The sequence below is a fragment of the Paraprevotella xylaniphila YIT 11841 genome, assembly GCF_000205165.1.
In the GTDB taxonomy this organism is placed as follows: Bacteria; Bacteroidota; Bacteroidia; order Bacteroidales; family Bacteroidaceae; genus Paraprevotella; species Paraprevotella xylaniphila.
Window position 1 is genome coordinate 55947 of record NZ_GL883879.1, and the last position, 14425, is coordinate 70371.

The window sequence follows — 14425 nt, forward strand, 5'->3', positions numbered from 1 at the left end:
AGGATGAAGGAAGAACTGGATTTGGAAGAAAAAACGGACGTGGAACTCGTCGGTGTGCCCACGGAGGAAGCTGCCGGAAGTCCCGGAGCAGAGGAGGCCGAGCCGGGCGGGGGGCTGTCCGAGGGGGATGGCGTGGTGCCGGGCGACGAGGAAAAGGCCGGGCCGGGTGAACTGTCTCCTATCAAGGCTTTCACGGAGAGTGAGGGCGTGGACCAACGTCCTAACGTGTCTTTACGCGAGATATTGGGTGGGGATATCCTTACGGCCGGGTGGTTGCGTCGCCAGATGGGATTGATTTTACTCTGTACGTTTTTTGCCATCATTTATATCACGAACCGTTATTCCGCAGAGCAGGAGATGATTGAGATTGAAAAGTTGAAGACGGAATTGACGGAGGTGAGATACCGTGCGCTGACCCGTTCTAGCGAGTTGACCGTAAAGACACGGCAAAGCCAGATAGAAAAAAGTTTGAGACAGACTCCGGACAGCGTGCTGCAAAGTCCGAAAGAACCTCCTTTTTTGATTAAATCCCAAAACGAGGAAGAAGAATGAACTTCGACAATAAAAAGATAATGCCCCGTTTCTTCGTGGTCATCGTACTGATGAGCTTGGGCGGTTTGTATATATTGGGCAATGCGGCCTACCTGATGTTCGTGGAGAGCGAGTATTGGACGCAGGTGAGCCGTAAACTGGTAAAAGAGAATGTGCCCATTCCTGCCAAGCGTGGAAACATCCTTTCGGCAGACGGGCAGATTATGGCCAGCTCCTTGCCGGAATATAAGATCTATATGGATTATGTCGCGTCGGACAAGAATCCGGAGACGGCCAAGGAACTGCAGGCTTGGAGGGACAGCGTGTTGATGGCCGACTTGGATTCCATTTCCCGGGGGTTGAGTAAAATCTTTCCCGATAAAACCGCCGGATATTTCAAGAAACGGCTGAAAAAGGGAAAAAAGTTGAGACGGAGGAACTGGCAGATATACGGTCGGCGAATCTCTTATATCCAGTATAAGGAGTGCAAGAAACTGCCGTTGTTCCGTGAGTCTCCTTTCAAGGGCGGGTTCTATGCAGAGGAATTCAATCAACGAAAGAAGCCTTACGGCTCATTGGCCACGCGTACGTTGGGGGCTTTGTATGCCAGTAAGGATTCGGCGCGTTACGGCCTGGAGCTTTCCTACGACTCCATTTTGAGGGGCAAGGAAGGCGTGTCCCATCGTGCCAAGGTGCGTAACAAGTGGTTGAGTCTGGTGGATGCCCCTCCGGTGGATGGTAATGATATTGAAACGACCATCGATGTGTCCATGCAGGATGCGGCGGAAAAGGCGTTGTTGAAACAGTTGAAAAACATCAATGGCGACGTGGGCGTGGTAGTGCTGATGGAGGTGGCCACGGGAGATGTGAAGGCCATTGTGAACATGACGAAATGTGCGGATGGCGAGTATCGCGAGGTAAAGAACAACGCCGTGTCTGACTTAATGGAGCCCGGTTCTACTTTTAAGACCGCGTCCATCATGGTGGCACTGGAGGACGGAAAGATTTCGAAGAATGATTTCGTAGACACCGGTAACGGACAGTGGGAGATGCACGGGCGGGTGATGAAGGATCACAACTGGCGGCGTGGCGGTTACGGAAGAATCAGTGTGCCTGAAGTGCTGATGTATTCTTCCAATATCGGGGTCAGCCGCTTGATAGACGACAACTATAAAGACCATCCGGAAAAATTCGTGGACGGGCTGTATCGTGAAGGAGTGGGCATTCCCCTGAATATACCTTTGATGGGAAGCGGAGAGCCGCGGGTGCGCCGCCCGAAGAAGGACGGCAGCAATTGGTCGAAGACGGCCTTGCCGTGGATGAGCATCGGGTATGAGACCCAGATACCGCCGATAGCCACATTGACTTTCTATAATGCCATAGCCAACGGTGGAAAGATGGTACGTCCGCGTTTTGTAAAAGCCGTCCGGAAGAATGGCGAAATCGTGCGCGAATTCCCGGTGGAAGTCATCAAAGAGCGGATATGCTCTCCGAAGACCCTGGACGACATTCAGGAAATACTGGAAATGGTAGTAAGTAAGGGACTGGGCAAGAAAGCCGGATGCAAGGATTTCAAGGTGTCGGGGAAAACCGGTACGGCACAAGTGGCCCAAGGCAAGGGCGGCTATCATGGAGGCCGGATGAAATATCTTATCAGTTTCTGCGGCTATTATCCTTCAGACCGGCCGAAATACAGTTGCATCGTCGCGATACAAAAGTCCGGCCTGCCTGCTTCGGGAGGGGGGCATTGCGGTCCGGTGTTCAGCGAGATTGCCCAAAGCGTCATGGCGAAAGGGGTATATCGCGATGTGTCGGAAGCATCAGATTCGGCTTCCGTCTTCGTCCCGGATGTGTTGGACGGTGACTTGAATGCCACGCGGGCAGTACTGAAAGAACTGGATATTCCTTTTAAACAAGACTGGAGCACGGACAAAGGTGGAAAGAGCGTTTGGGGGAAAGCGGTGAACAGCGGGAATGCCGTGACGTTGCGCGGTGACAATACGCCGATGGAAATCGTACCGGACGTGAAAGGCATGGGGGCGAAAGACGCCGTGTATATGTTGGAGAGCCGGGGATTGAAAGTGAAATTGGAAGGCGTGGGGCGTGTGGTTTCGCAGAGCATCCCGCCGTACGTCAAATATAAGAAAGGGCAAACCATACAGATTAAATTAAAAAGATAAGAGGGAAGCATGATGATGGAGTTAGATATTTTGCTGAAAAGCGTGAGTGTCGTACGGGTCGAAGGCGATACCGCACGGAACATTACGGGAATCAATATGGATTCCCGGCTTGTGCAGCCGGGCGATTTGTTTGTCGCCGTCAAAGGGACGCAGGCCGACGGTCACGCTTATATCGGCAAGGCGATAGAGAAAGGAGCCGTGGCCGTAGTGTGCGAGGCATGGCCAGAGGTGCAGGCTGAAGGGGTGACGTACGTACAAGTGAAGGATTCCGAAAGTGCGGTGGGGCGGTTGTCTACGGTGTTTTACGGTGACCCGACCTCCAAATTGCAACTTGTCGGAGTGACCGGTACGAACGGGAAAACTACGATTGCCACCTTATTATATAATATGTTCCGGGTGTTCGGTTATAAGTGCGGACTTTGTTCCACGGTTTGCAACTATATAGATGACGAGGCTGTCCCGACAGAGCATACCACGCCAGACCCGATTACGTTGAACCGTTTGTTGGGGCGTATGGCAGACGAAGGATGTAAATATGCTTTCATGGAAGTCAGTTCGCATGCCGTGGCCCAGCACCGTATCGCAGGTCTGAAGTTTGCAGGAGGTATTTTTACGAACCTTACGCGAGACCATCTGGATTACCATAAGACATTCGAGAACTACCGCGATGCCAAGAAGGCATTTTTCGACGGTTTGCCCAAGGGGGCTTTTGCCGTGACGAATGTTGACGACCGTAACGGAATGATCATGGTGCAGAACACAAAGGCCGTCGTGAATACTTATTCTTTGCGTGCGGTTGCCGATTTCAAGGCAAAGGTGTTGGAAGAGTCGTTTGAAGGAATGTGCTTGGATGTCAATGGCAAAGAGGTGAGCGTCCCCTTCATAGGCCGTTTCAATGTATCCAACTTGTTAGCTGTGTACGCTGCAGCCGTTTGTATGGGGCGCGGGGCTGAGGACGTTTTGGTAGCCCTTAGTACATTGCGCCCGGTGAACGGACGTTTCGAGACGATTCGTTCTCGGGAGGGAGTGACAGCCATTGTCGATTACGCCCATACGCCAGATGCGTTGGTCAATGTGTTGTCGACCGTGAACGAAATACTGAAACGGCGCGGCGAAGTCATTACGGTCTGCGGTGCCGGAGGCAACCGTGACAAGGGTAAGCGTCCGATTATGGCGCAGGAAGCGGTGAAAAACAGCGACAGGGTAATCATTACCAGTGACAATCCGCGTTTCGAAGAGCCGCAGGAAATTATCAACGATATGTTGGCCGGACTGGACAAGGAGCAAATGCGCAAGGTAATCTCCATTGTCGACCGTAAGGAGGCCATCCGTACGGCCTGCATGATGGCACGTCCCGGCGATGTGGTGTTGGTGGCTGGGAAGGGGCATGAAGATTACCAGGAGGTGAAAGGCGTGAAGCATCATTTTGACGACCATGAGGTAATAAAAGGAGTATTTGGCATTTAACCGTTGCGCGCATGTTGTATTATTTGTTTCGATTTTTAGGAGAGTACGGGATTCCCGGTTCGCACATGTGGACCTACATCTCTTTCCGGGCTTTGCTGACCTTGATTCTGTCGTTGGTCATTTCCGTCTGGTTCGGGGAATACTTCATCAAATGGATGAAACGCCACAACGTGAGTGAGGCGCAACGCGATGCTTCCATAGATCCCTATGGTGTGGAGAAGAAGGGTGTGCCCACGATGGGCGGTGTCATTATCATTGTGTCCATCATCATCCCCTGTTTGCTTTTCGGGCGTTTGCGTAACATCTATATGATACTGATGCTGATTACGACTGTGTGGTTGGGCGTTTTGGGGTTTGCGGACGACTATATCAAGATGAAAGTAAGCAAGGATGGTTTGCGCCCCATTTACAAGTTGGCGGGACAGACCCTTTTGGGGCTTTTTGTCGGCCTGACATTGTGGCTTAGTCCCGACGCAGTGATTCGGGAGAATGTTTCGACACAGCGCTTGGGCAATACAGAAGTCGTTGTGCACAAAAGCGAGAAAGTGAAATCGACTATTACCACGATTCCGTTCGTGAAGGACAACAATTTGGATTATGCCGAGATGATGAGCTTTTGCGGAAAATACAAGACGGCTGCCGGGTGGTTCTTGTTTGTGGTCATGACGACCTTGGTCGTGGTAGCCGTGTCCAACGGGTCGAATCTGAACGACGGCATGGACGGCATGGCGGCGGGCAATTCGGCTATTATCGGTGTGGCGTTGGGCGTATTGGCCTACGTGTCCAGTCATATAGCCTTTGCCAGTTATCTGAATATCATGTATATACCCGGTTCGGAGGAACTGGTCATCTTCATCTGTGCTTTTGTCGGGGCATTGGTCGGTTTCTTGTGGTATAACGCCTATCCTGCCCAGATATTCATGGGGGATACGGGCAGTTTGTCCATTGGAGGCATCATTGCCGTGACGGCCATCATCATACATAAAGAATTGCTTATCCCCTTGATGTGTTTCGTGTTCCTGATGGAGAGCCTGAGCGTGATTCTGCAAGTGAACTATGCGAGATGGGGGAACCGGAAAGGACTGAAGTTAAGAGTGTTCAAGCGAGCCCCGATCCATGATACTTTCCGGGTGCGCCCGGGGCAGTTGGCCCCAGACGTGAAAGTGCTGTGCAACTGGCCTAAAGGATGTTGGTTAGAGTCGAAAGTTACGGTCCGTTTTTGGATTATCACGATCATCTTGGCGGCCATGACGATTATAACGTTAAAAATTAGATAAGGAAGAAGCTATGGGGAAAAGAATGGTAATATTGGGAGCGGCCGAAAGCGGCGTGGGTGCTGCAGTGCTGGCTCAGAAAAAAGGCTTTGATGTCTTTGTTTCCGATATGGGAAAAATCAAACCTCATTATGTAGACATGTTGGACCGTTACGGGATTGCGTGGGAAGACGGCGGCCATACGGAAGGATTAGTCCTGAATGCGGACGAGGTGATAAAAAGCCCGGGCATACCGGAAGATGCCCCGATGGTGTTGAAAGTGAAAGAGGCCGGTATCCCTATCATTTCGGAAATCGAGTTTGCGGGACGTTATACGCATGCCAAGATGATTTGCATTACGGGCAGCAACGGCAAGACTACCACGACATCCTTGATTTACCATATCTTCAAGAAAGCGGGTTACAATGTCGGGTTGGCCGGGAATATCGGCCAAAGCCTGGCTCTGCAGGTGGCCGAGAAAGATTATGACTACTATGTGATAGAACTGAGCAGTTTCCAGTTGGACAACATGTACCGTTTCCGGGCCAACATTGCCGTATTGCTCAACATCACGCCCGACCATCTGGACCGTTACGACCATTGCATGCAGAATTATGTGGATGCCAAAATGCGCATCTTGCAGAACCAGGAAGAGACGGATGCCTTCGTTTATTGGAATGACGACCCGATTATCCGGAAAGAATTGGAGAAATACCAAATCAAGGCCAAGAAGTGTCCGTTCTCCATCTTGAAGAAAGAAGGGATGATAGGTTATCTGGCCGACGGGCAATATGTGATAGAATACCCCACGCCGTTCAACATGGAACAGGAGTCATTGGCTTTGACCGGGAAGCACAATATGTATAACTCTTTGGCGGCAGGCATCACGGCCGACATTGCCGGGGTGAAGAACGAGGTGATTCGTCAGAGCCTGAGTGATTTTGAAGGCGTGGAACACCGCTTGGAGAAAGTGGTGCGTGTGCGTGGCGTGGATTATATCAACGATTCCAAGGCCACCAACGTGGATGCCTGTTGGTACGCATTGGAGAGCATGAAAACGCCCACGGTATTGATTTTGGGAGGAAAAGACAAAGGGAATGATTATGAGGCCATAGCCGAACTGGTGCGGAAAAAATGTGTGGGACTGGTGTTCCTTGGGGCAGACAACGGGAAACTGCATGCCTTTTTCGATTCATTCGGTATTCCCATTGCCGACACCCATAGCATGAAAGACTGCGTGGAAGCATGTTACAGAATGGCCCGTCCCGGCGATACCGTATTGTTGAGCCCTTGTTGTGCCAGCTTCGATTTATTCAAGAACATGGAAGACCGTGGCGAACAGTTCAAATCATTGGTAAGGGCGTTGTAAAGTAAGGGAGCGAAAGGATGGTCACACCTGTAAAAGTTTTAAAGAAGTGGAGCCTGTTCGAAGGTGACAAGGTCATTTGGATGATTTTGTTCTTCCTCGGCATGATATCCATCATAGAAGTGTATAGTGCCTCCAGTAATATGAGTTACAAGACAGGGTATTATTGGAAGCCGATTCTGCAGCATGCCTCATATTTCGTCGTAGGCGTGTTGGCCACGATTTTGGTGCATAAGATACCGTGCCGTTATTTTAAGTTGATACCTTTGGCCGGCATACCGTTGTCCGTATTCTTGCTTGGGATAGCCATGTTCACCACGAAGGTGAACAACGCGAGCCGATGGCTTGAGGTGGGCGGTATCGGTTTTCAGCCTTCCGAGATAGCCAAAGGCGTATTGATAGCCACGACAGCCATGATTCTTTCGAGCATGCGTGACGAGGCCGGTGCGCAACGTCGTGCGTTCAAGTGGATTATGGGCGTTTCGATGGTAATCTGTGCGCTGATTGTCCCCGAAAACTTCTCTACGGCCGCCATGACTTTCCTGGTCATTCTGGTGATGATGTTCATAGGCGGGATACCTTGGAAACAGTTGGGCACCTTATTGGGCATTATCGTTATTGCCGGAGCCGGTTTGTTCTCATTTTTGCGTTTTGCACCGGACTCTACGACAGAATCCATGAGCGAATGGCCCGGCTTGCACCGTTTGCCTACGTGGGCCAGTCGTGTACGCGGGCATGGGAATATACCGGAGGATGCGGCGGATTACGACCTGACCAAGAATCCGCAGGTGACGCATGCCAAGATAGCCATTGCCACATGTAATGTGATAGGCCGGGGGCCGGGAAATTCCGTGGAACGCGATTTCCTGCCACAGTCGTTTTCCGACTTTATTTATGCCATCGTCATAGAGGAACTCGGATTGGGCGGCGGAGCTTTCGTCATGTTCCTATATATCGTGTTGCTCTTCCGGTCGGCCAGGATAGCCAGCCGGTGCGAGCGGAACTTCCCGGCTTTCCTTGTGATGGGGCTATCGTTGATGCTCGTCACGCAAGCCATGATTAATATGGCAGTGGCCGTCGGGGTCTTTCCGGTGACGGGGCAACCCTTGCCGCTAATCAGTAAAGGGGGTACCTCCACTTTGATTAATTGCGTGTATATGGGAGTCATCCTGAGCGTAAGCCGTTCGGCCAAGAAAAAGCCCCAGGTAACGGAAGAAACTGAAGATTGAAGAAAGATTCGCATGAGGGACGGTAATGTTCCCGGGAAGGGAACGGACTTTCCTTTATGTCATGATTTATGATTCTCCATCCGCTGCTTGCCCTTTGTGGAAGGCTTGTGGGTGGTTTTGTGTATAGAAGGCTTGTTTTCAAGAAGTTATATTCTTTGAATTTATTGCCGTAGATTGGAAAACCGGTCTCAGGAGATTGAAAAATCGTTCGACTGAGAATGAAAAATCATTTGGCGCAGATTGAAAAAACGTTTGCCGCAAGTGGATGAGAGAATGGGCTGAATCAAATGATTTTGTAAGGAATAATTCTTATCCGGAATAAAATAAGGAAGAAAAAAGGATAGAAATACCGGATTTATTATTATTTTTGCTGATAAAATTCAGTTTCATGAGAGAAGAGTTAAGGATTATCGTGAGCGGAGGAGGAACGGGCGGACATATATTCCCTGCCGTGTCCATTGCGAATGCCATCAAATCGCAGCATCCGGAAGCCGAGATATTGTTCGTCGGAGCCGAGGGGCGGATGGAGATGCAGCGTGTTCCGGCTGCCGGTTATCCTATCAAGGCATTGCCGATTTGCGGTTTCGACCGCAAGCATTTGCTGAAGAATATTGCCGTGCTTTTCAAGATTTGGAAAAGCCGGAGAATGGCGAGGAAGATTATCAGTGATTTCAGGCCGATGGCGGCCGTGGGAGTGGGAGGATATGCCAGTGGTCCCACGTTGAATGTGGCCGGGGCAATGGGAATCCCCACATTGATACAGGAGCAGAATTCGTATGCCGGAGTGACCAATAAGTTGTTGGCCAAGCGGGCCGATAAGATTTGTGTGGCTTACGACGGAATGGAGCGTTTTTTCCCGAAAGAGAAAATCATCCTGACGGGAAATCCTGTCCGTCAAGGTTTGTTGGAAAATACCAAAAGCCGTGAAGAGGCTTTGGCGGATTTCGGCTTGCTGCCGGGGCTGAAAACGGTGCTCCTGATAGGCGGCAGCTTGGGGGCGCGTACTTTGAACGAGAGCGTGCTCGCTAATCTTACGGCTATTTCGGCTTCCGGTGTGCAGTTTATCTGGCAGACGGGAGGTTATTATTTTGCCCATATACAGGAACAGTTGAAACTGAAAGGGCAGCCCGACAATCTGTTCGTGACGGATTTCATCGCCAAGATGGAGGACGCATACGCGGCTGCCGATTTGGTCATTTCAAGGGCCGGGGCCAGTAGCATCTCGGAATTGTGCCTGTTGGGCAAGCCGGCCATATTGGTGCCTTCGCCGAACGTGGCCGAGGACCACCAGACTAAAAACGCGTTGGCTTTGGTCGACAAACAAGCCGCGCTTTACGTCAAAGATGACGAGGCCGTGGACAAATTAATCGGATTGGCCCTGAATGTCATCCGGGATGCGGACAAATTGTCTGCATTGGGCCGGAATATCAAAGCCATGGCCTTTACGGACTCTGCCGACCGCATTGCGGAAGAGGTTTGCAAACTCGCCGTGGCATATAGGGAAAACCGCGATTAAGCGAGCGCGGAGGCAAGCTTGCTTGCCTCTGCCGAGCGGGAGCGGTTTATTTAAAGGAAGAAGTAGAAGATGGAAATGAACGCGATAAAAGCTGTGTATTTCGTAGGAATAGGGGGAATCGGCATGAGTGCCATAGCCCGTTATTTCCTGCAGAAAGGGCTTTGTGTGGGAGGTTACGACCGCACGCCTTCCGAACTCACGCGGAAGTTGCAGGAAGAGGGTGCCCGGATTCACTATGAAGAGGATGTGGAACAGATTCCTTCCGCTTGTCGGGACAAGGACGCTTGCCTGGTGGTTTATACACCGGCCATCCCCTGCGAGCATGCCGAGTTGGCCTATTTCAAGGCGAACGGATTCGAGATAGAGAAACGTGCGCAGGTGTTGGGCGCGTTGACGCGTGCCCATAAAGGACTTTGTGTGGCCGGGACGCACGGGAAAACCACCACATCGTCCATGGCGGCCCATATCCTGCACCAGAGCCACGTGGACTGCAATGCCTTTTTGGGTGGCATCACCAAGAATTACGGTACGAATTACATTCTTTCTCCGAAGAGCGACTACGTGGTCATTGAAGCCGACGAGTTCGACCGTTCTTTTCATTGGCTGACGCCATACGCGTCTGTGATTACAGCCACCGATCCCGACCACTTGGATATCTACGGGACGAAAGAGGCCTATTTGGAAAGCTTCAGAAAATATACTTCCTTGATTCGTCCGGGAGGTTTTTTGGTCCTGCACGAGGGACTGGAGATGCAGCCGGATGTACAAGAGGGGGTGATGACCTATTCTTATAGTCGCGGGCACGGGGATTTCCATGCGGAGAACATCCGTATCGGTGACGGTGAAATATATTTTGATTTTATCTCTCCGTTAGGGCATATCAAGGATGTGCAGTTGGGCGTTCCCGTAAGCATCAATATCGAGAACGGGATAGCGGCCATGGCCTTGGCGCAAATCAGCGGCGTGACACCGGAAGAGATAAAGCAAGGCATGGCTTCGTTCAGAGGAGTGGACCGGCGTTTCGATTTCCGCATGAAGAGCGATAAGGCCGTTTTCCTGACGGACTATGCCCATCATCCGGCCGAGATACGTCAAAGCGTGATATCTGTCCGCGAATTGTACCGGGGAAAGAAGATTGCAGCGATATTCCAACCTCATCTTTATACGCGTACACGTGATTTTTATAAGGAGTTTGCCGGGAGCCTCTCGCTGTTGGACGAGGTGATTCTTACGGATATTTATCCTGCCCGTGAAGCGCCTATCCCGGGCGTGACGAGCAGGCTGATATACGACCGTTTGGCTCCTACGGTGAAGAAATGCCTGTGCCGGAAGGAAGACGTGCCGGAAATAGTGCGGCAGTCGGATGCGGATGTGTTTATATTGTTGGGAGCCGGAGATTTGGAATCCTATGCTCCGCAGATTACGGAGGTATTGGAAGAGAGATGATTAAGAAGTTGGCCATTATATTGTTTTTGGTGGGACTGTTTTGCTATTTTATCGCAGCAGTCACGGTGCTGAACAAACCCAAGGAAGGGCTTGTGTGCAATGGCGTGGAGGTTGTGGTCGAAGACAGTCTGCGGACCGGTTTCATCCAGTCGGGAGAAGTGTTGAGGCTGTTGGAAAGCCGCAAATGCAACCCGACGGGACAAAAAATGGACGAGGTGATGTTGAGCCGGATAGAAGAGGCTTTGCGGAAGAATCCTTATATCGAGGACGTAACAAGCTATAAGACGCCCGGCGGGAAGGTATGTGTGCGCATCAAGCAACGTCTTCCTATATTGCATGTCATGTCTTCCGACGGACAGGATTACTATCTGGACCGTGCGGGCCGGCAGATGCCGAAATCCTCCTACTACGCTGATTTGGTCGTGGCGACCGGGGATATCACACCGCAGTATGCCCGGCAGAATCTGACTCGTCTGGGAAGGCTGATACAAGATAACCCGTTCTGGAACCACCAAATCCAACAGATTCATGTGCTAAAGAATGGTGAGGTGGAATTAGTGCCCCGAGTAGGGGAACATACGATCCTTTTGGGGCGTCCCACGAATGTGGAAGACAAACTGGGCAGGATGAAAGAATTTTATACGGAAGGACTGAACAAGGTGGGATGGAATAAGTACTCCCAGATCAGCCTGAAGTATAACAATCAAATTATTTGCAAGAAAAATAAGAAATGATATGGCTGTAGAGAAAGAAATCATTGTAGCGATAGAATTCGGTTCCTCGAAGATACGGGGTGTGGCCGGGTGCAAGAATATAGACGGCAGTGTGCAGGTGTTGGATATCGAACAGGTAGATGCACGGAACTGTATCCGCAAGGGTGTGGTATATAATATAGACAAGACCGTGATGTGTTTGAAACACATTGTCGACAAGATGGAGAATGCGTTGGAAATGCGCGTGCGTAAGGTCTTTGTCGGAATAGGAGGCCAGTCGTTGCGGACGAAGAAGAACACGGTGTCACGTCAGTTTGCCACAAAAACCGTGGTATCGCAAGAGTTGGTGGATTCTTTGCTCAAGACCAACAGGAATACGGTATATGCCGGCTATGAAATACTGGAAGTGGTTCCGCAGGAATACCATGTCGGTTTGGATACTACGGTGGATCCGGTCGGGGTCCTGAGCAGCCAGATAGACGGAAACTATCTGAATATCATTGCCAAAACGGAAATTAAAGAATATATTCTGAAATGTGTGGAGGCGGTCGGGCTTGACGTGGCCGGCATGTTTGTGGCACCGATGGCTTTAGCCGGCTGCGTGCTGACGGATACGGAGAAGCGTTCGGGCTGTGCTCTTGTGGATTTCGGTTACGGAACGACTACTGTCGCAGTATATAAAGGCAACTTGTTGCGCCATCTGGCAGTGATACCGTTAGGAGGAAATAATATCACTCAGGATCTTTGCAGCCTGCAAATTGATGAGGACGAAGCGGAGGGACTGAAGATGAAATACGGGTCGGCTTATTCCGATCTGAGCAGTGAAGAACTGGCCAAGAATCTTCTGGTGAACAACGGTCGTACGATTGAGGAGCGTTTGTTGGTGGACATTGTAGAGGCTCGTGAGGAAGAAATCTTGAGCAATGTGGCAGCACAGATTCGTAACAGCGGCTATCAGGATAAGTTGTTGGCCGGAATTGTCATTTCGGGTGCGGCATCCAATGTGAAGAACCTTGATAAAGCGGCAGCAGCCCGTCTTCATCCGGATAAAACGCGTTTTGCGCGTATTGTACCTTTTGCCTTACAAGCTGTTCATGCCGAGCAGGTTGTGAAGGACGGTTCTTTGAATACTTTGTTAGCGTTGATGAACGAAGGAAACCAGAATTGCGTGGAACCCAAGGTCGTAATGAAGGAGGAAGTGCCCGAGGAGGTTGCAGAAGAACAGGAAATGCCGCAAACGGCTCCCGGTTTTGTTCCGGTAGAGGAAACGCATAAGGAAGTCTACGAAAGAGAGGAACCGAAAAGTAAAGGGGGGATTTGGAAGAAGTTTAAAGAGAAACTTGTGGATTTGACTAAAACGGTAACTGAAGAATAACATAGAAAAACAAAATAGATTATGCAAGAAGAAACAGACATACGGTTTAACTTCAAAACGAACAGCCCGAGCATCATTAAAGTGATCGGAGTTGGGGGAGGCGGAGGTAACGCCGTCAATCACATGTATAAGGAGGGTATCCATGATGTGAGTTTTGTGCTGTGCAATACCGACAATCAGGCTTTGAGCGACTCTCCTATCCCGACGCGTCTGCAATTGGGGACAGAAGGATTGGGGGCCGGAAACCGTCCCGAACGTGCTCGTCAGGCAGCCATGGAGAGTTTGGACGGTATAAAAGAAATGCTGAACGACGGAACCCGTATGGTCTTCATTACGGCCGGAATGGGAGGCGGTACCGGAACCGGTGCAGCTCCCGTGATAGCACAATGTGCCAAGGAAATGGGTATCCTGACGGTCGGTATCGTGACTATACCGTTTCGTTTTGAGGGATTGAAGAAAATAGACCAGGCATTGGACGGTGTGGAGGAAATATCCAAGCATGTCGATGCGTTGTTGGTTATCAATAATGAACGCTTGCGCGAGATTTATCCGGAGCTTACTGTGCTGAATGCTTTTGCCAAGGCAGATGATACGTTGTCCGTTGCCGCCAAGAGCATAGCCGAAATTATTACGGTACATGGCATTGTGAACCTCGACTTCCAGGATGTGACCACGGTGCTGAAAGACGGTGGCGTGGCCATCATGAGTACTGGATTCGGAGAGGGTGAAGGGCGTGTGCGCCAGGCCATTGAAAGTGCGCTTCATTCCCCGTTGCTCAATAACAACGACATATTCAACTCCAAGAAGGTGTTGCTGAGCATTTCGTTCTGCGACCAGGAAGAGAGCGACCAGTTGACCATGGAAGAAATGAACGAAGTGCATGAATTCATGAGTAAGTTCGGTGACGATGTGGAGACGAAGTTCGGACTGGCCACGGATGCTACGTTGGAGAAGAAGGTAAAGATCACGGTGTTGGCTACCGGATTCGGTCTGAAGAACGTGCCGGGCATGGATAATGTGATGGCCAAGCATGGCATTGAAGATGAAGAAGCGCGGGCTCAGAAAGAAGAAATAGCCGTAAAGAAAGCCGAACGCCGACGTGAGTTTTACACGCATGACATGAACCAAAGGGAAATCAAGCGCCCGCATCATCTTTATATTTTCGGAGAAGACGACTTGGATAACGACGATGTGATTTCCATGGTGGAAGATACGCCTACCTATAAGCGTAGCAAGGAAGTGTTGTCCAGTATCAAAAGCAAGACAGCCGGAATGGAGAACGCGGCCGATGGCATGGCGGCAGGAACTAATGGAGAGGAAAAGTCGATGATAGTGTTTTAGTATATAAT

11 protein-coding genes are annotated in these 14425 nt (G+C 50.5%); all 11 read left to right on the forward strand.

Annotation, left to right across the window (positions count from 1 at the left end; translation table 11 throughout):
- The first annotated feature begins 3 nt into the window (after positions 1-3).
- Positions 4-552, forward strand: coding sequence for an FtsL-like putative cell division protein (locus tag HMPREF9442_RS12045; RefSeq protein ID WP_008628984.1), 549 nt, complete (start codon positions 4-6; stop codon positions 550-552).
- Positions 549-2711 carry a penicillin-binding protein gene (locus HMPREF9442_RS12050; protein WP_008628986.1) on the forward strand — a complete coding sequence of 721 codons (2163 nt, stop codon included), beginning with the start codon at positions 549-551 and terminating at the stop codon, positions 2709-2711. Before HMPREF9442_RS12045 ends, HMPREF9442_RS12050 begins: the two co-directional genes overlap by 4 nt.
- Before the next feature lie 15 nt (positions 2712-2726).
- Complete coding sequence (locus HMPREF9442_RS12055; protein WP_172634409.1) at positions 2727-4178, forward strand: UDP-N-acetylmuramoyl-L-alanyl-D-glutamate--2,6-diaminopimelate ligase; 1452 nt, start codon at positions 2727-2729, stop codon at positions 4176-4178.
- Positions 4179-4189: 11 nt separating this feature from the next.
- The gene (locus HMPREF9442_RS12060) at positions 4190-5455 is read left to right on the forward strand and encodes a phospho-N-acetylmuramoyl-pentapeptide-transferase (RefSeq protein ID WP_008628990.1); all 1266 of its coding nucleotides are present in this window, start codon (positions 4190-4192) and stop codon (positions 5453-5455) included.
- Between the two features lie 10 nt (positions 5456-5465).
- Complete coding sequence (murD, locus tag HMPREF9442_RS12065) at positions 5466-6800, forward strand: UDP-N-acetylmuramoyl-L-alanine--D-glutamate ligase (protein ID WP_008628998.1); 1335 nt, start codon at positions 5466-5468, stop codon at positions 6798-6800.
- Between the two features lie 17 nt (positions 6801-6817).
- The gene (locus HMPREF9442_RS12070) at positions 6818-8026 is read left to right on the forward strand and encodes an FtsW/RodA/SpoVE family cell cycle protein (protein ID WP_008628999.1); all 1209 of its coding nucleotides are present in this window, start codon (positions 6818-6820) and stop codon (positions 8024-8026) included.
- A 388-nt stretch (positions 8027-8414) separates the two neighbouring features.
- Entirely contained in the window at positions 8415-9542 is a 1128-nt protein-coding gene (gene murG / locus HMPREF9442_RS12075) for an undecaprenyldiphospho-muramoylpentapeptide beta-N-acetylglucosaminyltransferase (protein WP_008629000.1), read from the forward strand.
- A gap of 69 nt (positions 9543-9611) precedes the next feature.
- Positions 9612-10988 carry a UDP-N-acetylmuramate--L-alanine ligase gene (murC, locus tag HMPREF9442_RS12080; RefSeq protein WP_008629001.1) on the forward strand — a complete coding sequence of 459 codons (1377 nt, stop codon included), beginning with the start codon at positions 9612-9614 and terminating at the stop codon, positions 10986-10988.
- A complete protein-coding gene (locus HMPREF9442_RS12085; protein ID WP_008629002.1) occupies positions 10985-11722 on the forward strand; it encodes a cell division protein FtsQ/DivIB in 738 nt (245 codons plus the stop codon). The genes murC and HMPREF9442_RS12085 overlap by 4 nt, the downstream gene beginning before the upstream one ends.
- Position 11723: 1 nt before the next feature.
- Positions 11724-13076 (forward strand): cell division protein FtsA, encoded by a 1353-nt coding sequence (gene ftsA, locus HMPREF9442_RS12090; protein WP_008629003.1) that lies wholly within the window; start codon positions 11724-11726, stop codon positions 13074-13076.
- Positions 13077-13097: 21 nt separating this feature from the next.
- Positions 13098-14417, forward strand: a complete 1320-nt coding sequence (gene ftsZ / locus HMPREF9442_RS12095) for a cell division protein FtsZ (RefSeq protein WP_008629004.1) — start codon at positions 13098-13100, stop codon at positions 14415-14417.
- The last annotated feature ends 8 nt before the right edge of the window (positions 14418-14425 follow it).